The following is a 26083-nucleotide window of genomic DNA, read 5'->3' on the forward strand; positions in this document are numbered from 1 at the left end:
GCTATCCGCCTTGGGGGGGGGGGGGGGGGGGCCGGGGCGGGGGGGGGGGGGGGGGGGGCCGCCCCCCCCCCCCCCCGCGGGGGGGGGGGGGGGGGGGGGGGCCCCGGGGGGGGGGGGCCCCCCCCCCCCCCCCCCCAGTCCAGCAGCGCCTCGCCCGCGTCGGCCCCTCACCCCGGCCCTCTCCCCGATGGGGAGAGGGAGCGGCTTGCCGATCTGGCGGAGCGCGCCGCGTATCTGGCGAAAGCCGATCTCGTCACCGGTATGGTCGGCGAGTTCCCCGAATTGCAGGGTCTGATGGGCGGCTATTACGCCGCCGCGCAGGGCGAAGACCCGCGCGTGGCCGAGGCGGTGCGCGATCACTACAAGCCGGTCGGGCAGGGGGATGACGTCCCCACCGCGCCGGTGACGGTGGCCGTGGCGCTGGCGGATAAGCTCGATTCGATAATTCAGTTTTTTGCAATCGACCTTCAGCCTTCGGGTTCGAAAGATCCCTTTGCATTGCGTCGTAGCGCTTTGGGTGTGCTTTCCATAATTGGAGCAAACGAGTTGCGTTTGCCGATGCGAAAGGTCTTTTTCGAGCCATTGGCCGAAACACTCATTCGTCTTGACGGGGGCAACAGTCATACACTGGAGCGTCAAGCAACTTACTACATCGAAAATGTTGCGCAGCTACCGGGCAGCGAGGGAATTGTTGAGCGCCTTCAGAAGGCTGTTGAGGATCATAAATACGATCATATTCGTAATTTAACTTCCAGGGATGTTCGAGCCATCGAACAGATAATAAACTTCTTTGCTGACCGCTTTAAGGTGCAGCAGCGTGAAGCAGGTATTCGTCATGATCTAGTAGATGCAGTTTTCTCTTTGAGGGAAGATGATTTCATCCGCCTGCTCGCCCGCGTCCGCGCGTTGCAGGCCTTCGTCACCACGGACGACGGCACCAACCTGCTCGCCGGGTATAAGCGCGCCGCGAACATCCTGAAGAAGGAAGGCGTCGAGGGCGACCAGGCTTGGACTGCGCCGACCTATACGCTCGAACCCGCCGAGGCCGATCTGATCGCCGCGCTCGACGCGGCCGAGCCGAAGGCTGCGCAAGCGGTGCAGGCCGAGGATTTCGAGGCCGCGATGGCCGCGCTCGCCTCGCTTCGCGCGCCGATCGACCGGTTCTTCGACGATGTGACCGTCAACGATGCCGATCCGGCCAAGCGGACCGCGCGTCTCGCGCTGCTCGCGCGGGTCCGGGCCGCCGTGCATACGGTGGCGGATTTCTCGCGGATCGAGGGATGAGTTGAGCCGGATCGGGAGACGGGGGCGCACGTTCCTGTCTTCCCCTCCGGCAATATCGCCTTATTAACACCGACGCCTGTGTCCCCAGGGCGTCGGACGTGACGACCAGTAAAGGATCGAACCGATGACCTATGTGTACCGTTTCGGCGGCGGCGTTTCGGACGGCGGTAAGGGGGACAAGAACCTGCTTGGCGGCAAGGGCGCGAACCTGGCCGAGATGGCCTCGATCGGCCTGCCAGTGCCGCCGGGCTTCACCATCTCGACCGCGATGTGCACCCGCTATTATGAGGATGGCGAGCAGTTCCCGCAGGAACTGCGCGACGAGGTGGCCGACGGCATCGCGCATATCGAGGCGGTGACGGAGAAGCGCTTTGGCGACGCGCAAAACCCGCTGCTGGTCTCGGTCCGCTCGGGCGCGCGGGTGTCGATGCCGGGCATGATGGACACGGTGCTGAACCTGGGCCTCAACGACGAAACCGTCGAGGGGCTGGCGAAGAAGGCGGGCGACGAGCGTTTCGCCTGGGACAGCTATCGCCGCTTCATCCAGATGTATGCCGATGTCGTCCTCGAGCTGGATCACGGTGCTTTCGAGGAAGCGCTGGAGATCGCCAAGGAGGATAACGGCTTCACCCTCGATACCGAGATGTCGGCCGAGGACTGGAAGGCGCTGGTCACCGTCTACAAGGGCCTGGTCGAGGAGCAATGGGGCAAGCCTTTCCCGCAGGACGTGCACGACCAGCTCTGGGGCGCGGTCGGCGCGGTGTTCGGGTCGTGGCAGTCGGAGCGCGCGAAGGTCTATCGCCGCCTGAACGACATTCCCGCCGACTGGGGCACCGCCGTCAATGTCCAGGCGATGGTCTTCGGCAATATGGGCGATACCTCGGCGACGGGCGTGGCCTTCACGCGCGATCCGTCCAAGGGTGACCGCGCCTATTATGGCGAGTTCCTGATCAACGCGCAGGGCGAGGATGTGGTCGCGGGCATCCGCACGCCGCAATATCTGACCAAGGCCGCGCGCGAGGAAGCGAACGCCAAGCCCGCCTCGATGGAAGAGGCGATGCCGGAGGTGTACGCCGAACTGGCCGCCGTCTTCGACCAGCTCGAGACGCATTACCGCGACATGCAGGACATCGAGTTCACGGTCGAACAGGCCAAGCTCTGGATGCTCCAGACCCGCTCGGGCAAGCGTACCGCCAAGGCGGCGCTGAAGATCGCGGTCGATATGGCGAATGAAGGCCTGATCACCCGCGAGGAAGCGATCGCGCGGGTCGATCCGGCGGCGCTCGACCAGCTGCTCCACCCGACGCTCGATCCCGATGCCAAGCGCGACGTGCTGACCAAGGGGCTTCCCGCCTCGCCGGGTGCGGCCTCGGGCAAGGTGGTGTTCGACGCCGATGCCGCCGAGCGTGCGGCGGCGGCGGGCGAGGCGGTGATCCTCGTCCGTGTCGAAACCTCGCCGGAGGATATTCACGGCATGCACGCGGCCAAGGGCATCCTGACCGCGCGCGGCGGCATGACCAGCCATGCGGCGGTCGTGGCGCGCGGCATGGGGCGTCCCTGCGTCTCGGGTGCGGGTTCGCTGGCCATCGACAACAAGGCCAAGCTGCTGCGCGTGGGCAGCCGTGAGGTGCGCGAGGGAGACATCCTGACGCTCGACGGTTCGACCGGCGAGGTGATGGTCGGCGCGGTGGCGACCGTGCAGCCCGAACTGGCGGGCGATTTCGGCACGCTGATGGAATGGGCCGATCAGGTCCGTCGCCTGAAGGTCCGCGCCAATGCGGAAACCCCGCTCGACTGCCGCACCGCACGCGAGTTCGGCGCGGAGGGCGTCGGCCTGTGCCGCACCGAGCATATGTTCTTCGACGCCGCCCGGATCACGGCGGTGCGCCAGATGATCCTGGCCTCGGAAGAAGCGGGCCGCCGCGCCGCGCTCGCCAAGCTGCTGCCCGAACAGCGCGCCGACTTCACCGCGATCTTCGAGGTGATGGCGGGCCTGCCGGTGACGGTGCGCCTGCTCGACCCGCCGCTGCACGAATTCTTGCCGCAGCAGGAGGCCGAGTTCGCCGAGGTCGCGACGGCGGCGGGCGTCGACGTCGATACGCTGAAGCGCCGGGCCACCGAACTCCACGAGTTCAACCCGATGCTCGGCCATCGCGGCTGCCGCCTGGGCGTGACCTATCCGGAAATCTACGAAATCCAGGCGCGGGCGATCTTCGAGGCGGCGCTGGACGTCGCGGAGAAGTCGGGTGAGGCCCCGATCCCCGAAGTCATGATCCCGCTGGTCGCCACGCGCCGCGAGCTGGAGTTGATGAAGACGGTGGTCGATAAGGCGGCACAGGCGGTCTTCGCCGAACGCGGCAAGACGGTCGAATATCTGGTCGGCACCATGATCGAGCTGCCGCGCGCCGCGCTGAAGGCGGGCGAGATCGCCGAAGTCGGCGAATTCTTCTCCTTCGGCACCAACGACCTGACCCAGACGACGCTGGGCGTCAGCCGTGACGACGCGGCGCGCTTCCTGAGCGCCTATGTCGAAAAGGGCATCTACGCCAAGGACCCGTTCGTCAGCCTGGATGTCGAGGGTGTGGGCGAACTGGTCAGCCTGGCCGCGGAGCGCGGTCGCGCGACCCGGCCCGGGATCAAGCTCGGCATCTGTGGCGAGCATGGCGGCGATCCGGCATCGATCGCCTTCTGCGAGGCGGTTAGGTTGGATTATGTCTCGGCCAGCCCCTATCGCGTGCCGATCGCACGGCTGGCGGCGGCGCAGGCGGCGTTGAAGGCGCGGTGATGTCGGGGGGGAGGGGGCTTGGCGGGTTTGTCGCCTGGCCCCTTTCCCTCCCCCATCCCCTCCCGCCTGCGGGAGGGGTGCGTTTCCGGGCTGCGGTTTCGCGTCTCTGGAAAACGATAGGCCAATTTAAGCGCTGGACGTTTCCGCTTCGCACACCCCTCCCGCAAGCGGGAGGGGATGGGGGAGGGCCGGGTGTCTCACCGAGCCCTTCACTCACTAACCTCACCCACGCGTCGTCACCCGGTTCCCGAAGTCGAACCACCCGCGACGCTCACCCGCCGGATAGGCCGGACGCGCCGCGACCGGGCGATAGGTCGACGCCGGGGCGGTCCGCTCCACCACCGGCGCGGCCGCGACCGGCTGGGCACTCGCCAGGCGGCGGTTTTCCTTGTCCAGCTCGGCGATGCGGGCCTGTGCCGCCGTCAGCTTGGCCTCGGTATCCTTCACCTGTGCGGCATGGGCGTCCCGTTCGGTGGCGTAGCGGGTGCGCCATTTGCGGCCGCCCGGATGGCTCGCCAGCCCGAAGAGCCAACCCGCGATGAGGACCAGCCCCAGCACGGCGAACTGCGTCGTCGAAGTGAACAGCATCGCGTCGATCCCATCCTGTTGAATTTGGTCTGTTACGACCGGTCAACGACTGGCGGGGGCGCTGGTTGCGAGTGGCGGGCTTATTGCCCTGCTGTCCTATTGTCCGGCGATTAGCGTGTCCTTGATCGAACAGGCGGCGGGGCCGAGGATGACGACGAACAGCACCGGCAGGATGAACAGGATCAGCGGCACGGTCATGATCGCGGGCAGGCGGGCGGCCTTTTCCTCGGCGCGCATCATGCGTTCGTGACGGAATTCGGCGGACAGGACGCGCAGCGCGCTGGCCAGAGGCGTGCCGTATTTCTCGGTCTGGATCATCGTCGTGACCACCCCGCGCAGCGAATCGAGATTGACCCGCATGGCCAGGTTTTCCAGCGCCTGACGCCGGTCGGTCAGGAAGCCGAGTTCGACCGAGGTCAGCTGAAATTCGTCGCCCAGTTCGGGATAGGCGCGGCGCAACTCGCGCGAGACGCGGGCAAAGGCGGCATCGACGGTCAACCCCGCCTCGGCGCAGATGACCATCAGATCGAGCGCATCGGGCAGGCCCTTGCGGATCGCGGCAGTGCGCTTGTCGACCTGGTTCTTGAGCGCCAGGTCCGGAGCCTTATAGGCCAGCAGGAGCGTACCCGCGACGATCATGTAGCAGCTGAAGCCGCTCCAATCGGCAAAGTCCTCGGTGCCATAGACCCACAGGGCCATGCCGCCGCCCAGGACGATCGGCAGGGCCAGCCGTCCGAAGATGACCGCGAACGCCATCTCCTTCGAGCGGATGCCGGCCTGCAGCAGGCGCAGCTGAATCGCCTTGACCTGTTCGTCCTGCAGCATCTTGAGCGCGTCCAGGACGGTGCGCATCCGCTCCAGCAACGTTGCGCGGTCGATCAGTTGCGCACGGCGCTTCGGCGCATTGTCGATCCCGGCCTTCAGCAGCTCGCGCCGTTCGTTCAAGGCGCGCACCCGCTTCGTCATCGGGTCGCGACTGCCGATCAGGGCATAGCCCGCGACCAGCAACGCAAAGACGCAGACGCCCCAAAGCAGCGCGCTGAGCGATGCGGGGTCGAGGCCGAGAATGGCGGGCGCGGGACTGGTCATTCAGATCTCGAAACTGATCATGCGGGACATGATGAAGGCGCCCAGGCCCATCCAGACGAAGCCCGCCGCCCCGACCAGCATCAGGCGCGGATCGATGAAGAAGCGGGCCATATAGGGCTGGTTGATCATCCAGATCATGCCGAACACGGCAAAGGGGAGGAAACCGATGATATAGGCCGACGCCTTGGATTCGGACGACATCGCCTTGATCTTCAGCTTCATCTGCGCACGCTTGCGCAGCACCTCGGCCAGGTTGGACAGCGTCTCGGCCAGGTTGCCGCCGGTTTCGCGCTGGATGGCGATGGCGATGACGAAGAAGCGGAATTCGGGAATGTCGAGCCGGTCGGCGGTTTCCTGAAGCGCGGCGTCCATGCTGCGGCCGATGCGCATCCGGTCGGTGACGGCGCGGAACTCCTCGCCGATCGGACCCGGCAGTTCGAGCGCGACGACCGCCATCGTCTCGCTGATCGGCAGGCCCGAACGCAGGCCGCGGACCAGCAGTTCGATGGCGTCGGGAAAGCGGACGACGAACTTGTTGCGCCGCTTCACGATCATGCGGCCGACGACCAGATGCGGCACCCAGAGGCCGAGGGCTATGCCGAGCAGCAGCGCGCCGAAGAAGGGCAGGCCGAAGACCATCAACAGGATCAGCATCCCAAACGACAGTCCCGCACTTGCCATGCCATATTGGCCGACGGTCCAGTCGCGTCCGGTACTGTCCAGCCGGGTGGCCAGCTTGGCGGGATTGGGAAGCAGGCGGCCGAACGCCTTGTCCATCCGCGTGTCACCGGCAAGTGCGATCCCGCGCGAGGCGGCGACGGCCTCCAGCGGCTTGCCGAGGTCGAGGGCGACGCGACTGCGAAGCCCCGCCAGCCGTCGCGTCTGGCTGCGCGAGCGGGCAGGCGCGGCAAAGGCCGCCATGGCCAGCACCAGCGTCAGGAAGACGCCCATGGCCAGGATCAGGGTCGCCGTCATCGACATGGTCGTCAGTCGGCCCGGGCCCGCTTGCCGAGCAGCGACTTCAGGTCGAACCGGTCGAGCAGCCCGCGCTTGGCCGACATGTCGACAATGCCCTCGGCCGAGGCGCAAAGCCGCTGGGTCAGCTCGATCAGCGGCGCGATGGTGCGCGATGTGCGGCCGAGTTCGGCGATGGGCTTGCCGACCTTGGCGGCCTGGACGACCAGCTTGGGATCATAGGGCATGACGAAATCGATCGGGCGCTCGATCGACCCCTCGAAATCGCTCTGCGCGATCTCGCACTGGCCGGGCGGCTGGACCCGGTTGGCGATGGTCAGCACCGTCGCCTGCGGCGCATGGGTCTTGGCCCAGGACAGCAGGCGGATCGTGTCGCGCGCGGCGGCCAGGGTCAGCTCGGTGACGAGCACGATGGTCTGCGCCGATCCGACCAGCATCGGCTGTTGGATCATCATCCCGCGCGGCAGATCGACGATGGTCGTCTCGAAGTTCAGGCGCATCTCGTCCTGCAACTGGGCAAAGGCCTGGCCATCGGTCAGGATCGGCGCGCTGATCGGCGCTTCGGCCGACAGGATCGCCAGCTTTTCCGACGCCTTGACCATGGCGCGTTCCAGGAACAGCCCGTCGATGCGGCTGGGATTATCGATCGCATCGACCAGCCCGCGTCCCGGCTCCAGGTCCAACGCCAGCGCGGCGGTGCCGAAATGCACGTCCAGGTCGAGCAGCGCCGTCGTCCGGTCGAGCCGCTCCGCCATCAGCCAGCCGAGCGAGGTGGCAACGGTCGAGGCGCCCACGCCGCCACGCACGCCGACCACCGCGACGCTGCACGTCGCCTTTTCGGGGGCCATCTCCATGGCGCGGGGGGCGTGCAGGATGGTGCGGGCCTGCGCGATCGTCTCGCGCAGCTGGTCGGCGTTGATCGGCTTCAACAGATAGTCGTGCAGGCCGCTGGCGATCAGCGAGCGGTACAGCCGGACGTCGTTGACCGATCCGACCGCGATCACGATCGTGCCGGGTTCGCACACTTCGGCCAGATTGCCGATCTCGCTGGCGGGATCGTCGGTATCGGTCAGGTCGACCAGCAGGATCTGCGGGCTGGCCAATACCGACAGCGACTGGATCGCCGCGGACAGGCCGCCTTTCATGACCTTGTCGACCGACCATCCCTGTTCGGCGACCAGCGGGCGGATCGCCTCGACCGTCCAGTCGTCGCTGACAAAGGCGAGGAACGGGTCGCGGACGGTCAGCATGGCGGGTTTCCAGGGGGCATTCACTGTGCGCCTCCTGCGGAAGCGCCGCCGCCACCGCCGCCCTGGCTGCTATTGGGATCGCGCAGCGTGGTGCCGCCACGCCCCGTCGGCGGCGCGGCGCGCAGGGCCTTGACCCCGCGGGTGCCCGTTTCGGTATCGCTGGTGGCGGCACCGGGCACACCCTGTACCAGGTCGGTAGGGTTGGCGACCATCGCGGCAAGGTTGCGATTGATCGCACAGCCATGGTTGGACGAGGTCTTGCCATCCCAGTCGAGCGCGGTGTCGCTGCGCAGGTCGGGGCAGCCCGGCACGGTGGCACGGGCGCGAGTCACGACCACGCGGATCGTGGCGGGGGCGACCGGGCTGCGCGTGATCGGCGAGGCGTGACCGAGCAGCAGGCCATAGCGGCCGATGACCCCCGCGACTTCGCGATAGGCGCCGGGGCCTTCGCCCGCCGGGTCCTCCACCACGACGCGGTCGCCATAGCCGAGATGCAGATTGCGCGCCCAGCCGTCGAGCCGCCGATCTTCATCGGCCGCCAGCCGTCCGCCGGACAGCGCCAGGTCGAGCGCATAGTCGGTCTGCGACACGACCGGCTGATGCCGCGTTTCCAGATCCGGCTGACCGGCACCCATGCAGCCGCCGGTCATCAGCATCAGGCCGAGCGGCATCAGAAGGAGGGGCGAGCGACGCATGGGGCGCATTATCCTTGGGCAGGCGGTCATTCGGAAAAGCCCGGAGTCGGCATATTCTTCTTCTTCGCGGACAGTGCGGTCGCGGCGCCATGCGGCACGGGCGCGACCTCGGCTGCCATCGGTCGACCCTGAACCGGCGGGGTCATGGTCGGCACCGGGCGCGGCGTCGACGTGTCGCCGCCGCCGCCCATCCGGCCCAGCAGCACGCGTTCGGCGTCATTGGCCGGACGCATGCCGTCGGTCGGCAGCGCGATCTCGGAGGGCGAGTTGACCGGCTTCACCAGATAGGGGGTGATGATGATGACCAACTCGGTCTCGTTGCGCTTGAACGCGTTGGAGCGGAACAGCGAACCGATCAGCGGCAGGTCGCCCAGCCACGGCGTCTTCTCGATCGAATTGTCGCGCGAGTTGGACAGCAGGCCGCCGATCATCATGCTCTGGCCCGACCCCAGCTCCAGCGTGGTCTCGGCCCGCCTGGTGGTCAGCGCGGGGATCGAGGTTCCGCTGATCGTGACCGAGCCCACCGAAGACAGCTGCGACACCTCCGGCCGGACGCGCAGCGAGATGCGCCCGTCGGACAGCACCGTGGGTGTATAGGCCAGGCTGACGCCATATTGCTTATACTCGACCGACACCGCGCCGAAGCCGCTGGCCAGCGGAATGGGGATCTCGCCACCCGCCAGGAAGGTCGCGGTCTCCCCCGACAAGGCGGTCAGATTGGGGTTGGCCAGCGTCGCCACCTGCCCCAGCGACTCGCCCAGGTCGATCGCGCTGAGCAGGTCCATGCCCAACACGCGCCCGCCCAGGCCCAGCGTCGTGCGCTGCGTGCCGGGGTTGAACGTATATCGGGTGCCGGCCGGAAGACCCGCCGCATCGGTCAGCTTGTCGATGCTGCCCGCATTGCGGCCCGACGCGATGCCGAACACGAAGCCGCTGGAATTGGCGTCGCGGTTCAACAGGTTGACGCCGATCTGCTTGACGAAGCTGCGATTCACCTCGGCGATGCGGACCTGAAGGTTGACCTGAAGCGGGGTCGCCGTCTTCAACCGGCTGATGATCCGCGTGTCCTTGCCGACATAGGCCTGGACCAGCCGCTCGGCCTCGGCGGCGTCGTCGGGCGCGGCGATGGTGCCGGTCAGCAGGATCAGGCCGTTCATCGGCGTGGCGACGATCTGCGCCTCGGGCATGGCCAGCCTCAGCATCCGGCCGATCGAATCGAGATTGTTGCCGATACGGACGGTCGCCGCATAGACGACCGCGCCGCCGCGCCCCGTGGCGGAGACGGTGGTCTCGCCGGGCTTCTTGCCGAAGATATAGAGCTGGGTCGGCGAGCGGACCTGCACATCGGCGATGCTGTCGTCGGCGACGAACAGGTCGGTCATCGGACGGGGCAGGGTGATCAGCCGCGCCCGGCCGGTGTTGATCTCCAGCGCGCCCGAACCGTCGCTGGCCGGGGTCGAATCACCCGGCCCGGACGGCGCCGACCGCGCGGGCGACGGGGCGAGAAGCAGCGGAGCCAGCATCAGCACGAAGGCCGAGGTGCGCGGTGCGCGCAAGAGCAGCGAACGAAGCGACATGGTCAATTTCCATCCCCCATCGGCGCGGCGCCGGATGACGTGGCGACCGAGCGGCCCCGAGCGACACGCACGCCGGCGTTTTCGGACCTGCCACGTGCCTGACCGATGGCAGGGGCCGCAGGGTTGATGGCGGAATTGTCGTTGGCCATGGCGATCGCGCCGTGGCTGGGCGTGGAGTCGGTGTTGCGGCCGGGTATGGTGCGGCGCTGATAGCGCGACACGTCCGCTCCGGTGACATAGGACGCCCGGTCGACCATCGGCTGGGCGACCGCGCTGGGATCGCCCCCCGCCGCCAGGTCGGCAGGCTGCTCGGCCAGCGCGCGCAGCGACAGCGACAGGGTGCCGACCGTCTGCGCAACCGCCAGCTGCTCGGCCATTTTGGGCGTCGTCTCGACGGTGACGGTGGTGAAGGTGTGGACCTGGGTCTTGCCGTCCTCGGCCGCCTGATTGTCGGTGCGCTGGTCGGTCGCCAACACGCGGATGTTGCGCAGGATCGTCTCCGACACCTTGAGCGGCGGGCCATCGCCGCCGCCTGCGACATCCTGGGTCAGGACCATGTCGATCCGGTCGCCCGGAAACACGAAGCCCGCAACCGCGGTCTGCGCCGACACGGGCACGGTGACGGCGCGCATGCCGGGCGTGAGCGCGGCGGCCAGGAAGCCGCGATCGCCCGGACTGACGACCGCGCCCTGGGTCAGCGGCTGACCGGCGGTGATCGCATAGCGCAGCACGGTGCCCTGCAACTTGGCGATGTCGGCTTTGCCGCGCACATAATAGGCCCCGGCCAGCATGTCCTTGGGCCAGGGCTGGAACTTCAGGGCGGTGGGGTCGATGATCGTGCCGACCGGCAAGGTGCGGGTGGCCACCAGGACCTCGGCCTGCGGTTCGACGGGAGCGGCGACCGTGACGGCCTGGGCCTGGGGAACGCTGCTACCGGCGGTGACGGTCCGGGCGAATAGGGCCGTGATCCCTGCCACCAGCAGGGCCCCGACCAGCAGTAACACTTTTCGACTGTCCATCCTGCGTTCTTCGGCCTTGGCCGAGCCCGATGCTCGGTTCGATTGGTTGGTTAAATGGACGGAAAGGGGTTAAATAACGGTTCCTGAAGGACGACGAGCGCGGCCACCGCGATGGCCACGCCGTAGGGAACCTCGATCGCCGGAGCGGCATCGCCCAGCCTTCGGACGCGCAGGCGGTGGTCGATCAACATCGCGATCGTGACCGCGCCGCCCGCAAGCGACATGACCAGCAACATGCGGAACAGCGACGGCAGGGGCAGCCACAGGGCTACGGCCGCGATCATCTTCACATCCCCGCCGCCCATCATGCCGATGCGAAACGCCTGGGCGAACAGCAGGAATATCGCGACGCCGACGCCGAGCTGCACCACCATGCCGGGCCAGACGGGAACGCCGCTCGCCCACCACCACAGCGGCGCGAGTAGCGCGATGGCGATATTCTTGCGGTCGGCGATCTCACGGGTCCGCGCATCCTCGATCCCCGCCGACACCAGCAGCAGGACGAGCGCCACCAGCAGCGCGATACGCATTATGGTCCATTCCATGGCATGAAGCCCTAGACGGCGGGGCTTTCAAAACCGTAACCGGGATGCGGATGACCGACACCCTGTCCCTTCGCCGCAGTTTCCCGGCCGCCGCCACGCTGTCGCGCTGGCACGCGCCCGACGGGTGGGAGCATCGGCGCTTCGACTGGGCGGCGCGCGCGCCGCGCGGACGGCTGTTGTTCCAGACCGGCCGTGCCGATGTGATCGAGAAATATCTGGAGGTCTTTGCCCATCTGGTCGGGCGGGGGTGGAGCGTCACCGCCTTCGACTGGCGCGGGCAGGGGGGATCGGGGCGGTTGCTGGCCGATCGCCATGTCGGGCATGGCGGCAATTTCTCAGGTCTGGTTGAGGATTTGCGGGCCTTCTGGACGGTATGGCGGGCCGAGGACTCCGCAGGCGAACTGCCGCATGTCCTTCTGGGTCATTCGATGGGCGGGCATCTGGCGCTGCGGGCGGTGGTCGAGGGGGCGGTTGATCCGCACGCTCTGATCCTTGTCGCGCCGATGCTGGGCCTGCGCCTGCCGACCGGCGCGCTGCTGGGTGCGGGGATCATCCGCCTGATGAACGCGCTGGGCCGGGCCGAGCGCGGCATCTGGCAGGCCAAGCAAGGACCCGGCCATCATACGCGGCAGCGCAACCTGACCCATGATGTCGAGCGGTTCGAGGATGAGGGTTATTGGTACGCCCAACAGCCCGATCTGGCGCTGGGGCCGCCAAGCTGGGGCTGGCTCGCCGCCGCATTGCGCTCGATCCGGGCGCTGGCGCGCGATCCCCGGCTGGACCAGGTGAGCGTGCGCTCGCTGATGCTGATCGCCGAAGCCGACCGGCTGGTGGATCCCAAGGCCGCCACCGCCATCGCCGCCCGGATCGGCGCGCGGGTCGAGCGATTCGGGCCGGAGGCAGCGCATGAGTTGCTGCGCGAGATCGATCCGGTGCGGCTGCGCGCCTTGGCGGCGATCGATGCTTTTCTGGACGGGGTGGCGGCGTGATCCACGACGTCGCGATCGTGGGTGCGGGCATGGCCGGGGCAGGGCTGGCCGCCGCGATCGGATCGCGCGCGCGTGTCCTTCTGCTGGAGGCGGAGGACATGCCCGGCCGCCATGCGACGGGGCGTTCGGCGGCCTTCTGGTCGGAAACCTATGGCGGCCCGGCGGTGCAGCCGCTGACCACCGCCTCGGGGCCTGCCCTGCGCGAAGGCGGCTATCTGACGCCGCTCGGCTCGCTGCATGTCGGCCGCGCGGAGGATGAGGCGCGGGTCGAGCGGCTGCTCACGGATTTCGACGGGAGCGGGGTGGCGCTGTCACGCGTCGATCCGGCGGCGCGTATCCCCGGCCTTCGCCCCGAATGGGTGCACGGCGTCTGGGAGCCGAGCTGCGCCTATATCGACGTCGCCGCACTCCACGCGGACTATCTGGCCGCGGCGAGGGCGGCGGGTACGGAAATCCGGACCCGCGGGGCTTTGCTGGCGGCCGAGCGGCGCGATGGCGTCTGGCATCTGGAAACCCGCGCGGGATCGTTTTCGGCCAAATTACTGGTCAATGCAGCCGGTGCCTGGGCCGATGACGTGGCCAGGCTCGCGGGCGTCGTGCCGATCGGCATCACGCCCTATCGCCGGACGATGGTGCAACTGCGCACCGATCCGCCCGTGCCCGAGGGCCTCCCCCATGTCGTCGACATAGCGGGTCGTTTCTACTTCAAGCCTGAGGTGGGCGGGCGGCTCTGGCTGACCCCGCATGACGAGACGCCGAGCATTCCCTGCGACATTGCGCCCGAGGAATGGGACGTCGCGGTCGCCATCGACCGGCTGGAAAAGGTCGTCGACTGGCGCGTCGAGGCGGTCGAGCGCCGCTGGGCAGGGCTGCGCAGCTTCGCCCCCGACCGTGCGCCGGTATACGGCTTCGATGCACGCATACCGGGCTTTTTCTGGTGCGCGGGGCAAGGCGGCTTCGGCATCCAGACCGCCCCCGCCGCCTCGGCGCTGGCGGCGGCGTTGCTGCTGGGCGAGGGGCCTGTGCCCGAGGGGCTCGACCCCCAACGCTATGGCGCAGGTCGATTTTCTGCTAAGGGATGATCGCTTCTTTCCCGGAGAGATCATCATGGCACACAGCTTTGCGATCGAGAAGAACAAGGCGGGCGAATATGTCGCCAAGTTCCGCTACAACAGCGAACTGATCTGGTGGACCGAGGGCTATGCCAGCAAGGCCGGAGCCCGCAATGCCATCGAATCCGTCCTGAAGAACGGACCTAACGCGCCGATCCACGAACCGGAGTGATCTGCGCTTCGGGGCAAAGGACGCGGCAGGCGTTGGATTATTTCCGAAACGTCTCCGCCGCGTCGCTGGCCAGCTTGTCGGCGCGCTCGTTGTCGGGGTGGCCGGCATGGCCCTTCACCCATTTCCACTCGATCCGGTGGCGTTCGGCCGCCGCCAGCAGGGCCTGCCAGAGTTCGGCATTCTTGACCGGCTTCTTGTCCGCGGTGCGCCAGCCATTGCGCTTCCAGCCATGGATCCACTTGGTCAGGCCGTCCATCACGTAACGGCTGTCGGTCGACAGCGTGACGGCGCAGGGGCGCTTGAGCGCGTTCAGCGCCTCGATCGCGGCCATCAACTCCATGCGGTTGTTGGTCGTCAGCGCCTCGCCGCCGGACAATTCCTTTTCATGCGTGCCCGACCGGATCAGCGCGCCCCAGCCGCCGGGGCCGGGATTGCCCTTGCACGCGCCGTCGGTGGCGATCTCGACGGGGGTCACAGTCCGGCCTTTCCGTCGCGATAGGCGACATAGCGCCGCCAATAGGCCAGCGGGTCCTTGCGCGTCACCAGCGCGTCGGCGGGGGTGTTGAGCCAGTCCCACGCGCGCGACAGGGCGAAACGCAGACATGCCCCCATCGCCAGCTTCGTGAATGCCCCGCGCTCCGCCTCGGTCAGCGGGAAGTGGCGTTCATATCCCTCGACCAGTGCCTCGCCGATATTGGGCGCGTACACTTCACCGCTGGCGTCGAAACTCCAGGCGGAGTGCATGACGGCCAGGTCGTAGACGCGGAAATCGGTGCAGGCGAAATAGAAGTCGATCAGCCCGGTGACCTTGTCGCCCAGCACCAGGACATTGTCGGGGAACAGGTCGGCATGAATCACACATGTATCGAGGTCCTGCGCCTCCCAGCCACCCAGTACGGCGTCGAGCGCCTCGCCCATCGCGTCGTGCAGACCCGGCTCGATCCGATCGAGATCGCGCCCGCATTGCTCGAACAGCGGTCGCCAGCTGGCATGACCCATCGAATTGGGGCGGTTCTGCGGGAAGTCCTGCACCGCCCGGTGCATCGCCCCCAGCGCATCCGCCGCCGCCAGCGCCTGGGCCGGGGTGGGGTGCGACAGCGACACGCCCGTCAGGAACTGGATCAGGCACGCCGGGCGGCCCGCCAGCTCCTGTATCTCCACGCCTTCCCGGTCCTTGATCGCGGGCGGCACCGGCAGGCCCTTGGCCGCCAGATGGTCGAGCAGCGCGAGGAAGAAGGGCAGGTCGCCCGCCGCCACGCGCTTTTCATACAGCGTCAGGATGAACCGCGCGGCCGTGGTGTCGACCAGGTAATTGCTGTTCTCGACGCCCTCGGCGATCCCCTTGGCGGAGATCAGTTCACCCACGTCATAGCGTGCCAGAAACGCCGACAGCGCCTCGGCCGAAACCTGCGTATAGACGGCCATGGTTCAGGCGGCCGTTTCCAGCCCGCGGGGCAGCTTGAAGGCGATGGTCTCGCGCGTCGTCTCTTCCTCGCGCTCGGAAACGATGAAGCGTTCCGACAGGCGATCGACCAGTTCACGCACCAGCAGCTCGGGCGCGGAGGCCCCGGCGGTCAGGCCCAGCGTCTTCACGCCGTCCAGGAACGCCCAGTCGAGATCGGCGGCACGCTGGATCAGCATGGCGCGCTTGCCCGCCCGCTCGGCCACTTCGACCAGGCGCAGCGAGTTGGAGGAATTAGGCGCACCGATCACCAGCACCGCGTCGCATTCGGCGGCGATCGCCTTGACGGCGGCCTGGCGGTTGGAGGTGGCGTAGCAGATATCCTCGCCGCGCGGTCCCTGGATCGTCGGGAAGCGGCGCTGCAACGCCTCGATCGTCGCGGCGGTGTCGTCTACCGACAAGGTGGTCTGGGTCAGGAAGGCGAGATTGTCGGGATCGGCGGGCGCGAACGCCTCGACATCCGCAACCGTCTCGACCAGCGACATCGATCCCTGCGGCACCTGGCCGAAGGTGCCGATGACCTCGGGGTGTCCGGCATGGCCGATGAAGACGATGTGGCGGCCCATCTCGACCAGCCGCTCGGCCTGGCGATGCACCTTCGACACCAGCGGGCAGGTCGCGTCGAAATAGGCGAGGCCCCGGTTCTCCGCATCGGCGGGCACCGACTTCGGCACCCCGTGCGCGGAGAAGACGACATGCGCGTTGGGCGGCACCTCGTCCAGTTCCTCGACGAAGATCGCGCCCTTGGCCTTCAGACTGTCGACGACGAACTTGTTGTGGACGATCTCGTGCCGGACATAGACCGGCGCGCCATGCTTCTCGAGCGCCAGCTCGACGATGCGGATGGCGCGGTCGACACCGGCGCAGAAACCGCGCGGGGCGGCGATCAACAGGTCGAGCGGCGGCTTCGTGGCGTCGGTCATGGATGGGGTCATGGGGACGGCTCTACGCCATTGCTTGCGCGCGTCCAACCCGGTTCCTATGCTGGCGGCCAAACCGGCATCCTGCTTCGGCATCCAGAATAGGCGTTTCGACCTGTGAAAGCATCGTTTCTCGCTCCCGTCGCCCTTGCGCTCGTTCTCGGCGGTTGCGCCCGTACGGGTGAGATCGATGCGTCGGGCGGCATCACCGCCGTCCGCTCGGCTTGCCCGATCGTCGGCGTCGCGGCGGGGACCGGCGACATCACGCTGTTCAAGACGCCGGGCGCGACCGACCAGGGTTCGATCGACCTGATCGCCAACCTGACCAATGTTCGCGGCAACTGCGCCGATGCGGGTTCAGACATCGTGACGACGGTCAATTTCGACGTCGAGGCGCGGCGTACCGACACGGCGGCGGCGCGGGACGTGGTGCTGCCTTACTATATCGCGATCGTGCGCGGCGGGACCAACGTCGTCGCCAAGCGCGTCGGCCGGGTGAACGTGCATTTCGATGCGGGCCAGGCGCGGGGCCAGGTGGCGGGCGAGGCCTCGACCACCATCGCGCGGGCGGCGGCGACCTTGCCCGACGATGTTCGCGAAAAGCTGACCCGTCGTCGCAAGGCCGGGGACGAGGATGCGGCGGTCGATCCGCTGACCAACCCGGAGGTGCGCCAGGCGGTGGCCAGCGCCAGCTTCGAGGCGCTGGTCGGGTTCCAACTGACCGACGCGCAGCTGCGGTACAACGCGACTCGGTGATGTCGGCGTGCCCCGGCGAAGGCCGGGGCCCAGTTACTTTAAGGCTTGTGGCGCGCGGAACATGGCGTGGGAGGCTCCGGCGCCCCTTTGTATTTGCTCCCACGCGATGTTCCGCGCGTCTCTGACCAAGTGGCACCTGGGCCCCGGCCTTCGCCGGGGAACGAAGAAGGGCGTCGATCTCGCATCCCGCTCGACCCCACAATCCACAACATTGATCGCGCCCACCGCCGTTCCCGATTGACTTGAGGCAACCCTGTCGGCAGAGGGCGCGGCGTCGATGTCGGACATGTCCGACATAGGCGCGCGCGGGAGAGCGCCGGGTTCGCCTTTCAGGTGACGAAAACCCGGCCGCCGAAGGAGCAACCACCCCGGAATCTCTCAGGCAAATGGGACCGCGCGATCGCCATCGACACTCTGGAAAGCGCGCTTCGGCTCACGCCGTCGTGCCACCGAAGGGGTAAGCCGGAATTTCCGGCGAAAGCTCTCAGGTTCCGTGACAGAGGGGGATCGGATCGGGTAAGGACATTTGCGTCCCTAGCCGACACCCTTTTGACGGAGACCGGCCCCGTGAGCGACACCGCAGACCTGAACGTAGAAGACGCCCCCGAGGGTCAGGAGATCATCCAGACGCTGCCGCTGGACGCATGGCATCGTGCGCGCGGCGGCCGGATGGTCCCGTTCGCGTGCTATGAAATGCCGGTCCAGTATGAAGGCATCATGGCCGAGCATCTCTGGACCCGCGAGTCGGCCGGCCTGTTCGACGTCAGCCATATGGGTCAGGTGGTCTTCACCGGCGAGAACGGTCTGGGCCCGGTCATCACCGCGCTGGAAAAGGTCCTGCCGGGCGACATCACCGGCCTGGGCTCTGCCAAGAACCGCTATTCGCTGCTGCTCAACGAAGAGGGCGGCATCCTCGACGATCTGATGGTGACCAAGCGCACGCTCGACGGCGCGGAAGAGCTGTACATGGTCGTCAACGGCGCGACGAAGTATGACGACATCGCCTATCTGCTCGACTTCGTCCCCGACGATGCGACGCTGAACCTGCTCGACGAGCAGGCGCTGCTGGCGCTCCAGGGGCCGAAGGCGGTCGACGCGTTGTCGCGGATCGTGCCGGGCGTCGAGGCCTTGGTGTTCATGACTGCCGCCGACTTCACCTGGAACGACGTGCCGCTGTGGATCAGCCGCTCGGGCTATACCGGCGAGGACGGTTACGAAATCTCGATCCCGGCCGAGCATGCCGCCGCGTTCGCCGACCGCTTGTGCGAACAGGCGGAAGTGAAGCCGATCGGCCTGGGCGCGCGTGATTCGCTGCGTCTGGAGGCGGGGCTGCCGCTTTACGGCCATGATCTCGACCCCGAGACGACGCCGGTGATGGCCGATCTGGGCTTCGCGCTCGCAAAGAAGCGTCGCGAGGCGGCCGACTTCCTGGGCGCCGAGCGTATTCTCGCCGAGCGTGAGAACGGCCCGGCCGTCAAGCGCGTCGGCCTGACCGTCGCGGGTCGCCAGCCGGTGCGCGAAGGCGCGTCGGTGGTGGCCGAGGACGGCTCGGTCATCGGCCGCGTGACCAGCGGCGGCTTTGCCCCCTCGATGGGCGCGCCGATCGCGATGGCCTATGTCCCGACCGCGCTGGCGACGCCCGGCACGGCCCTCAAACTGCTTCAGCGCGGCAAGACCCATGACGCCACCGTCACGGCCATGCCGTTCGTCCCCCATCGTTACGTTCGTTCAGGAGCCAAGTGACCATGAGCCGCTATTTCACCGAAGATCATGAGTGGATCGACGTCGACGGTGATGTCGGCACGGTCGGCATCTCCGATTACGCGCAGGGTGCGCTGGGCGACATCGTGTTCGTCGACGTCCCCGAGGAAGGCCGCGAGCTGAGCAAGGGCGACGAGGCCGCCGTGGTCGAGTCGGTCAAGGCCGCCTCGGACGTCTATGCGCCGGTGTCGGGCACCGTGGTCGAGGGCAATGCCCAGCTGGCCGACGAGCCCGCGCTGGTGAACAGCGATCCGGAAGGCGAGGGCTGGTTCTTCAAGATCACGCTGTCAGATGCCTCGGAGCTGGACGCGCTGATGGACGAAGCCGCCTACGCTGCGTTCGTCGCAAAACTCTGATCTGATGCCCCTCCCTACATAGGGGGGGGCCTTCTTCCTCCCCTCCCGCAGGCGGGAGGGGTTGGGGGAGGGGACTCGTTCTCCCCCAAGCGATACGCCTGCCGAAGCCGGGTGCCCTCCCCCGGCCCCTCCCGCCTGCGGGAGGGGAGAAGAAGAGGAGGGCGGAGAAATGGAACGCATGCGCTACCTGCCCCTTACCTCTTCCGATCGGGCCGAGATGCTCTCGGTCATCGGTGCCGGATCGGTCGACGACCTGTTCGTCGACGTGCCCGAATCCGCCCGCCTGTCCGGCCCCATCGAGGGGCTGCCCAACCACGCGTCCGAACTGGCGGTCGAGCGGCACATGACCGCGCTGGCCCGCAAGAACATGGTCGCGGGCGACGTGCCCTTCTTCCTGGGTTGCGGCGCGTATCGCCATCATGTGCCCGCCAGCGTCGATCACCTGATCCAGCGCGGCGAGTTCCTGACCGCCTACACTCCCTATCAGCCCGAAATCGCGCAGGGCACGCTACAGATGCTGTTCGAGTTCCAGACGCAGGTCGCGCGTCTGCTCGGCACCGATGTCGCCAACGCCTCCATGTATGACGGCTCGACCGCCTGCTGGGAAGCGATCGGCATGGCGCGGCGCATCACCAAGAAGTCGAAGGCGATCCTGTCCTCGGGCCTGCACCCGCACTATGTCTCGGTCGCCAAGACCATGGCGAAGTATACCGGCGACACGCTGGAGACCGGCACGCCCGTCCTGACCGCCGAGACCGATATCGACCAGATGATCGCGGCGATCGACGCCGACACGTCCTGCGTCGTCGTCCAGTATCCGGATATTCTCGGCCGTATCGCCGACCTGACGCCGTTGGCCGAGGCGTGCCACGCCAAGAAGGCACTGCTGATCGCGGTCGTGACCGAGCCGGTCGCTCTGGGCGCTGTCCGTAGCCCGGGCGAGATGGACGCCGATATCGTCGTGGGCGAAGGCCAGTCGCTGGGCGTCGGGCTTCAGTTCGGCGGGCCCTATGTCGGCCTGATGGGCTGTAAGGATAAGTATATCCGCCAGATGCCGGGCCGCTTCTGCGGCGAGACGGTGGACGCCGACGGCAAGCGCGGCTTCGTGCTGACCCTGTCGACCCGCGAGCAGCATATCCGCCGCGAAAAGGCGACGTCGAACATCTGCACCAATTCGGGTCTGTGTGCGCTCGCCTTCTCGATCCACATGACGCTGCTGGGCGAGGCGGGTCTGCGCCGCATGGCGGGGATCAACCATGCCAATGCCTGCCGCGCGGCGGATCGTCTGGCGAAGGTGCCCGGCGTCAAGCTGGTCAACGACGTGTTCTTCAATGAATTTACGCTCGACCTGGGCCGCGAGGCGCGCCCGGTCGTGCGGACGCTCGCCGAGCGTGGCGTGCTGGCGGGCGTGTCGCTCGGGCGGCTCTATCCGGGTGAGGACGCCCTCGCCAACGGACTGGTTGTGGCGGTCACCGAGACGGTGACGGCGGAGGATATCGAGACGCTTGCCAAGGCTCTCGAGGAGGTGCTGGCATGACGATCAACCAGAGCGGCTGGAAGCCCACGAGCCCCGAAGCCAACGAAGCGTCGGTTCCGGCGACCTTCACCGGCAATCGCGCGCTGATGCTGGAAGAAAAGCTGATCTTCGAGATCGGCGACAGCGAGACGACCGGCGTCGACTTCGCTGAGGGCGATGTCGCGGGTTCGCGTCTGGGCGACCTGTCCCGTAAGGACCCGATCGGTCTGCCCGGTCTGTCGGAGCCGGAGACGGTGCGCCACTATACCCGTCTGTCGCGGCAGAACTACGCGATCGACCTGGGGCTGTTCCCGCTCGGTTCGTGCACGATGAAACACAATCCGCGCCTGAACGAGAAGATGGCGCGTCTGCCGGGCTTCAGCGACGTTCACCCGCTCGCGCCGGTCGATACGGTGCAGGGCGCGCTGGAGGTCATTCATCAGCTGGCGCACTGGCTGGTCACGCTGACGGGCATGACCTCGGTCGCGATGAGCCCCAAGGCGGGCGCGCATGGCGAGCTGTGCGGTATCCTGGCGATCAAGGCGGCGCTGGAGAAGCGCGGCGAGGGCCATCGCAAGGTGATCCTGGTCCCCGAATCGGCGCACGGCACTAATCCGGCGACGGCAGCGTTTGCGGGCTTCTCGGTCGAGGACATCCCTGCGACCGCGGACGGTCGTGTCGACACCGATGCGCTGAAGGCGCGGCTGGGGCCGGACGTGGCGGGCGTGATGATCACCAACCCGAACACCTGCGGCCTGTTCGAACGCGACCTGAAGGACATTTCCGACGCGGTTCATGCGGCGGGCGGCTATGTCTATTGCGACGGCGCGAACTTCAACGCCATCGTCGGGCGCGTGCGTCCGGGTGACCTTGGCGTCGATGCGATGCACATCAACCTGCACAAGACCTTCTCGACCCCGCATGGCGGCGGCGGGCCGGGTTCGGGTCCGGTGGTGTTCTCGGAGGCGCTGACCCCCTTTGCACCGCTCCCCTTCGTCGAGAAGACGGGTGAGGGCTTCCGCTTGGTCGAGGAAGAGAATGCCGACGACCATCACGCCGATAGCTTTGGCCGCATGGTCGCCTTCCACGGCCAGATGGGCATGTTCACCCGTGCGCTGACCTATATCCTCAGCCACGGCGCCGACGGCCTGCGTCAGGTCGCCGAGGATGCGGTGCTCAACGCGAACTATGTCCTGCGCTCGCTGGAGAACACGCTGGACGCCCCCTTCGCCAAGAGCGGCCCGTGCATGCACGAAGCCATCTTCTCAGACGAAGGCCTGGCCGAGGGCTTCTCGACGATCGACGTCGCCAAGGCGCTGATCGATGAGGGTTTCCACCCGATGACCATGTATTTCCCGCTGGTCGTCCACGGCGCGATGCTGGTCGAGCCGACCGAAACCGAGTCCAAGGCCGCGCTCGATCAGTTCATTGGCGCGCTGGCATCGGTGGCGGAGCGGGCCAAGGCGGGCGATCCCTCGCTCAAGACCGCGCCGCATTTCGCGCCGCGCGCGCGCCTCGACGAAACGCTGGCCGCGCGCAAGCCGGTGCTGGTGTGGAAGGACAAGGCGGCCTGATCGGCTGAAGCGACCCTCACCCTTCCCTCTCCCAATGGGAGAGGGAAGGGAGGCGCGAAGCGCCGGAAGGGTGAGGATGGCTAGAACGAAAGCGCCGTGAACAGGCAAATCCCGCCCAGGATCACCCCGGGCGCATTGGCGAACACGATGGGCCAATCTCGCTTCTCGCGCAGAAACCCGTACGCGACCCAGAGCGAGCAGTTCACCATCGTCGCCAGCGGTTGAATCACCGAACCCTTCTGTCCCGCCAGATTCAGCTGTATCTGGTCGATATAGGAGAGGTACATCGCCACCGCCGTCGCCGTGGCGATCCAGCCGAGCAGCATCAATTTCCGTTCGCTCACAGGTAGTTGATCCCCTTTGGTAAATCAATTGAACTCCACCGAAGCGGACGCGCGAGCGGCATGGGATGTTCCGGGCGCGGACGGCAGGGCGATGCGCTTTGACGAAATCCAGGCCGCGACACTGGAGTCGATCCTGCGCTGGCGGCGCGATGTCCGGCACTTCCGGCGGGATCCCGTCGACGAAGCGCTGCTTGACCGACTGGCCGAGGCGATGGAACTGGCCCCCTCGGTCGGCAATGCCCGACCCTGGCGGGTGATCCGGGTCGAGGACCCTGGTTTGCGCGCCGCCGTCCGCGCCGATTTCCAGCGATGCGACCAAGCTGCGGCGGCGGACTATGCCGGTGAACAGGCCGCTGCATACCGCGCGCTCAAGCTGGCCGGGCTGGATGCCGCGCCGGTGCAATTGGCGGTCTTCGCCCATATCGATCCGGCGGCGGGCCATGGGCTGGGCCGCCGCACCATGCCCGAGACGCTGCGCCAGTCGACCGCGATGGCGATCCACACGCTGTGGCTGGCGGCGCGCGCGGCCAATCTGGGTATGGGGATGGTGTCGATCCTCGACCCGGGCGCGATGGAGCGGCTTTTCGCGGTGCCGGAGGACTGGGCGTTCACGGCGTATTTGTGTCTCGGCCATGCCGAATGGGACGACGACACGCCGCTGCTCCACCGGGCCGGGTGGCAGGAGAATGCGTCGACGCGGTGGGAGGTGCGGTAACAAACTTTCTCCCCTTCCGGGGGAGATCAATCCTCCGCGGCGGCCGAACTGGTCTGCTGCTTGCCCAGCCTCTGCTCGCGCCAGACGATGAACAACCCGCTGGCGATGATCACCGGCGCGCCTGCCCAAGTTCCCGCCGTCGGCAGCACCCCGAAGATCAGCCAGCCATAGACGGTCGCCCAGATCAGCCCCGAATAATCCATCGGCACGACGGCCGCGACCGGCGCCAGCCGCGATGCGCCGGTCAGCGCCAGCTGCCCCAGGCCGCCCGCCAGTCCGATCGAGACCAGCACCACCCAGGTCAGCGGATCATGCATCTTCAGGTGGAAGGCATAGGGCACGGCGATGAAGGGCAGGGTCAGGACGGTAAAGTAGAAGACGGTCGTGGTCGCGGGCTCGTCGCGCAGCTGGCGCAGGACGATGGCGACGATCGCAACGAACATCGCCGCCATCAGCCCGACGCCCGCCCCGAACAGCGACATATCGCTCGCCCCCGGCCGCACGACGAGCAGCACGCCTGCGAAACCGACCAGCACCGCGCTCCACCGCTGCAAGCCCGTCTTCTCGCCCAGCACCAGCGCACCCAGCAATGTCGCGAAGATCGGCACGGTGAACTGGAACGTCGTCGCCTCGGCCAGCGGCAACAGCATCACCGCGCCGAAGGTGAAGACCATACCGACCAGCCCGACCATCGCCCGCTTGGCATGCCCCTTGAGCCGCTGGGTGCGCAGCGACGTCAGGCCCGGCCCCGCCAGGACGAAGGCGAGCACGACCGGCAGCGCGCAAAGCTGGCGAAAGAACATGGTCTCGGACAAGGTCGCCCCGCGCGACTCGGCCAGCTTCACAAGGGCCGACATGGTCGACAGGAAGAAGATGGCGATCAGGCGCAGGCCGATGCCTTTCAGCACGCGGTCGTCGGACTTGGGGGACATGGGGCGCTTCCTAGCCGCTGCGCGACTATGGCGAAAGGCCGCAAGCGTCCGCCCTCTTGGCGAAACCGGGTCTTTGCCGCTATCGGGCGGGCATGAAGCATGCTCTGTCCGTCACCCGCGACGCGGATTTCTCCGCCTGGTATCAGTCCGTCATCGCCGAGGGCGATCTGGCCGAGGAATCGGGCGTCCGTGGCTGCATGGTCATCCGCCCCTGGGGCTACGGCATCTGGGAGCGCATCCAGCGTCTGCTCGACGATCGCATCAAGGCGACGGGGCATGAGAATTGCTATTTCCCGCTGTTCATCCCGCTTTCTTATTTCGAAAAGGAAGCCGAGCATGTCGACGGCTTCGCCAAGGAAATGGCGGTCGTCACGCATCACCGGCTGATCGCCGATGGCAAGGGCGGGCTGGTCCCCGATCCCGAGGCAAAGCTGGAAGAGCCGCTGGTCGTGCGTCCGACGTCGGAGACGGTGATCGGCACCGCCTTTGCCCGCTGGGTACAGTCGTGGCGCGACCTGCCGGTGCTGATCAACCAATGGGCCAATGTCGTCCGCTGGGAAATGCGCACCCGCATGTTCCTGCGCACCGCCGAGTTCCTGTGGCAGGAGGGGCATACCGCCCATGCCACGGTCGACGAGGCCCGCGCCGAGACGATCCAGATGCTGGAAGTCTATCGCAGCTTCGCGGAGGATTGCCTCGCCATGCACGTCATCGCGGGCGAAAAGCCGGAGAATGAGCGCTTCCCCGGCGCGGTCGAAACCTATTCGATTGAGGCGATGATGCAGGATGGCAAGGCGCTTCAGGCAGGGACCAGCCACTTCCTGGGCGACAATTTCGCGCGAGCCCAGAATATCCGTTTCCAGAATGCCGAGGGCGGGCTGGACTTCGCACAGACGACCAGCTGGGGCGTGTCGACCCGGATGATCGGCGGCATGATCATGGTCCACGGCGACGATGACGGCATGCGCGTGCCGCCCAAGGTCGCGCCGTGGCAGGTGGTGATCGTCCCGATGCTGCGCGATCAGCCCGAGGACGAGGCGCTGCTGAGCTATTGCCGCGACCTGCAAAAGGAACTGGTCGGGCAGTCCGCGCTGGGCGAGCCGATCCGCGCGATGGTCGATGCCCGCGCGCAAAAGGCCGCCAACAAGCGCTGGGGCTGGGTCAAGAAGGGCGCGCCGGTCATCATCGAGGTCGGCGGTCGCGACATGGCGGGCGGCAACGTCTCGGTCATCCGCCGCGACCGGCTGTACCGCGAGGACGGCAAGCTCGATTCGGTCGTGCAGCCGCGTGGCGATTTCGTGAGCGGTGTCGCCGATCTGCTGGCCGACATCCAGGGCGAACTCCACCGCCAGTCGGCCGAGCGGTTGAAGGCGCAGATCGTGCCCGTCGACGACTGGGCGGGCGTCGAGGCGCATTTCGCGGACGGCGTGAAGAACCCCGGCTGGGTCGATGTTCGCTGGGCCAAGCCCACGGAGGCGGAACTGGAGCAGGTGGTCGAGAAGCTGAAGGGCCTGAAGCTGACCATCCGCAACGCGCCGATGGGTCAGACGGGTTGCGACGACGGTCCCTGCATCTTCACCGGCCGCGAGGCGGTGGAGCGCGTGCTGATCGGCCGGGCATACTAACGGAACTCCCCCTCCCGCAGGCGGGAGGGGGTTGGGGGGAGG

The 26083-nt window shown here is 67.3% G+C and carries 25 protein-coding genes and 1 riboswitch; of the genes, 12 read left to right on the plus strand and 13 right to left on the minus strand.

Annotated features, from left to right (window positions below):
- A partial coding sequence (locus tag GGQ89_RS19850) for a glycine--tRNA ligase subunit beta (RefSeq protein ID WP_221238895.1) occupies positions 1-1284 on the plus strand: 1284 nt, incomplete at its 5' end.
- Between the two features lie 124 nt (positions 1285-1408).
- On the plus strand, positions 1409-4069 hold the full coding sequence (gene ppdK, locus GGQ89_RS07895) for a pyruvate, phosphate dikinase (protein ID WP_184105366.1): 2661 nt from the start codon (positions 1409-1411) through the stop codon (positions 4067-4069).
- Between the two features lie 222 nt (positions 4070-4291).
- On the opposite strand, the gene GGQ89_RS07900 is transcribed toward ppdK, so the two are convergent.
- From GGQ89_RS07900 to GGQ89_RS07935, 8 genes are all read right to left on the minus strand, one after another.
- Positions 4292-4657, minus strand: a complete 366-nt coding sequence (locus GGQ89_RS07900; protein ID WP_184105367.1) for a hypothetical protein — start codon at positions 4655-4657, stop codon at positions 4292-4294.
- Between the two features lie 96 nt (positions 4658-4753).
- Positions 4754-5746, minus strand: coding sequence for a type II secretion system F family protein (locus tag GGQ89_RS07905; protein WP_056434443.1), 993 nt, complete (start codon positions 5744-5746; stop codon positions 4754-4756).
- A complete protein-coding gene (locus GGQ89_RS07910) occupies positions 5747-6727 on the minus strand; it encodes a type II secretion system F family protein (protein ID WP_184105368.1) in 981 nt (326 codons plus the stop codon).
- Between the two features lie 5 nt (positions 6728-6732).
- On the minus strand, positions 6733-7995 hold the full coding sequence (locus tag GGQ89_RS07915; protein WP_184105369.1) for a pilus assembly protein CpaE: 1263 nt from the start codon (positions 7993-7995) through the stop codon (positions 6733-6735).
- Positions 7992-8666: a CpaD family pilus assembly lipoprotein gene (locus GGQ89_RS07920; RefSeq protein WP_184105370.1), complete on the minus strand. Its 675-nt coding sequence runs from the start codon at positions 8664-8666 to the stop codon at positions 7992-7994. Before GGQ89_RS07920 ends, GGQ89_RS07915 begins: the two co-directional genes overlap by 4 nt.
- 26 nt (positions 8667-8692) lie before the next feature.
- Positions 8693-10243, minus strand: coding sequence for a type II and III secretion system protein family protein (locus tag GGQ89_RS07925; protein ID WP_240456630.1), 1551 nt, complete (start codon positions 10241-10243; stop codon positions 8693-8695).
- Positions 10244-10245: 2 nt separating this feature from the next.
- On the minus strand, positions 10246-11262 hold the full coding sequence (gene cpaB, locus GGQ89_RS07930; protein ID WP_184105371.1) for a Flp pilus assembly protein CpaB: 1017 nt from the start codon (positions 11260-11262) through the stop codon (positions 10246-10248).
- Positions 11263-11312: 50 nt separating this feature from the next.
- Complete coding sequence (locus tag GGQ89_RS07935) at positions 11313-11792, minus strand: A24 family peptidase (RefSeq protein WP_184105372.1); 480 nt, start codon at positions 11790-11792, stop codon at positions 11313-11315.
- Between the two features lie 65 nt (positions 11793-11857).
- On the opposite strand from GGQ89_RS07935, the gene GGQ89_RS07940 reads away from it, so the two are divergent.
- Genes GGQ89_RS07940 through GGQ89_RS07950 form a run of 3 tightly spaced genes read left to right on the plus strand, consistent with a single transcriptional unit; the run spans position 11858 to position 14080 of the window.
- On the plus strand, positions 11858-12796 hold the full coding sequence (locus tag GGQ89_RS07940; RefSeq protein ID WP_056434637.1) for an alpha/beta fold hydrolase: 939 nt from the start codon (positions 11858-11860) through the stop codon (positions 12794-12796).
- Positions 12793-13878, plus strand: a complete 1086-nt coding sequence (locus GGQ89_RS07945) for an FAD-dependent oxidoreductase (RefSeq protein ID WP_184105373.1) — start codon at positions 12793-12795, stop codon at positions 13876-13878. Before GGQ89_RS07940 ends, GGQ89_RS07945 begins: the two co-directional genes overlap by 4 nt.
- A gap of 25 nt (positions 13879-13903) precedes the next feature.
- Positions 13904-14080 carry a YegP family protein gene (locus GGQ89_RS07950; RefSeq protein ID WP_076718339.1) on the plus strand — a complete coding sequence of 59 codons (177 nt, stop codon included), beginning with the start codon at positions 13904-13906 and terminating at the stop codon, positions 14078-14080.
- A gap of 37 nt (positions 14081-14117) precedes the next feature.
- Here the strand turns inward: GGQ89_RS07950 and rnhA are convergent, their stop codons facing one another.
- Genes rnhA through ispH form a run of 3 tightly spaced genes read right to left on the minus strand, consistent with a single transcriptional unit; the run spans position 14118 to position 16465 of the window.
- Positions 14118-14555, minus strand: coding sequence for a ribonuclease HI (gene rnhA, locus GGQ89_RS07955; RefSeq protein WP_184105374.1), 438 nt, complete (start codon positions 14553-14555; stop codon positions 14118-14120).
- On the minus strand, positions 14552-15505 hold the full coding sequence (gene thrB / locus GGQ89_RS07960) for a homoserine kinase (RefSeq protein WP_184105375.1): 954 nt from the start codon (positions 15503-15505) through the stop codon (positions 14552-14554). Before thrB ends, rnhA begins: the two co-directional genes overlap by 4 nt.
- 3 nt (positions 15506-15508) lie before the next feature.
- Positions 15509-16465: a 4-hydroxy-3-methylbut-2-enyl diphosphate reductase gene (gene ispH, locus GGQ89_RS07965; protein WP_156361108.1), complete on the minus strand. Its 957-nt coding sequence runs from the start codon at positions 16463-16465 to the stop codon at positions 15509-15511.
- Positions 16466-16579: 114 nt separating this feature from the next.
- Here ispH and GGQ89_RS07970 point away from each other — a divergent pair, with 114 nt between their 5' ends.
- From GGQ89_RS07970 to gcvPB, 5 genes are all read left to right on the plus strand, one after another.
- Positions 16580-17218: a hypothetical protein gene (locus tag GGQ89_RS07970; RefSeq protein WP_056434422.1), complete on the plus strand. Its 639-nt coding sequence runs from the start codon at positions 16580-16582 to the stop codon at positions 17216-17218.
- 296 nt (positions 17219-17514) lie between these two features.
- Positions 17515-17623, plus strand: a riboswitch (glycine riboswitch).
- Positions 17624-17785: 162 nt separating this feature from the next.
- On the plus strand, positions 17786-18961 hold the full coding sequence (gene gcvT, locus GGQ89_RS07975; RefSeq protein WP_184105376.1) for a glycine cleavage system aminomethyltransferase GcvT: 1176 nt from the start codon (positions 17786-17788) through the stop codon (positions 18959-18961).
- Positions 18962-18963: 2 nt separating this feature from the next.
- Positions 18964-19335: a glycine cleavage system protein GcvH gene (gcvH, locus tag GGQ89_RS07980; RefSeq protein WP_056434420.1), complete on the plus strand. Its 372-nt coding sequence runs from the start codon at positions 18964-18966 to the stop codon at positions 19333-19335.
- A 178-nt stretch (positions 19336-19513) separates the two neighbouring features.
- On the plus strand, positions 19514-20872 hold the full coding sequence (gcvPA, locus tag GGQ89_RS07985) for an aminomethyl-transferring glycine dehydrogenase subunit GcvPA (RefSeq protein ID WP_184105506.1): 1359 nt from the start codon (positions 19514-19516) through the stop codon (positions 20870-20872).
- Entirely contained in the window at positions 20869-22425 is a 1557-nt protein-coding gene (gene gcvPB / locus GGQ89_RS07990) for an aminomethyl-transferring glycine dehydrogenase subunit GcvPB (protein WP_184105377.1), read from the plus strand. Before gcvPA ends, gcvPB begins: the two co-directional genes overlap by 4 nt.
- Before the next feature lie 80 nt (positions 22426-22505).
- Here the strand turns inward: gcvPB and GGQ89_RS07995 are convergent, their stop codons facing one another.
- Positions 22506-22751: a SemiSWEET family transporter gene (locus tag GGQ89_RS07995; protein WP_184105507.1), complete on the minus strand. Its 246-nt coding sequence runs from the start codon at positions 22749-22751 to the stop codon at positions 22506-22508.
- Positions 22752-22860: 109 nt separating this feature from the next.
- Between GGQ89_RS07995 and bluB the strand changes: the two genes are divergently transcribed.
- Positions 22861-23484: a 5,6-dimethylbenzimidazole synthase gene (gene bluB, locus GGQ89_RS08000; RefSeq protein WP_184105378.1), complete on the plus strand. Its 624-nt coding sequence runs from the start codon at positions 22861-22863 to the stop codon at positions 23482-23484.
- 26 nt (positions 23485-23510) lie between these two features.
- Here the strand turns inward: bluB and GGQ89_RS08005 are convergent, their stop codons facing one another.
- Positions 23511-24416: a DMT family transporter gene (locus GGQ89_RS08005; RefSeq protein WP_184105379.1), complete on the minus strand. Its 906-nt coding sequence runs from the start codon at positions 24414-24416 to the stop codon at positions 23511-23513.
- A gap of 92 nt (positions 24417-24508) precedes the next feature.
- Between GGQ89_RS08005 and proS the strand changes: the two genes are divergently transcribed.
- A complete protein-coding gene (proS, locus tag GGQ89_RS08010) occupies positions 24509-26041 on the plus strand; it encodes a proline--tRNA ligase (protein WP_184105380.1) in 1533 nt (510 codons plus the stop codon).
- Positions 26042-26083 lie beyond the last annotated feature (42 nt).

Source organism: Sphingomonas yabuuchiae (assembly GCF_014199595.1).
Taxonomy (GTDB): domain Bacteria; phylum Pseudomonadota; class Alphaproteobacteria; order Sphingomonadales; family Sphingomonadaceae; genus Sphingomonas; species Sphingomonas yabuuchiae.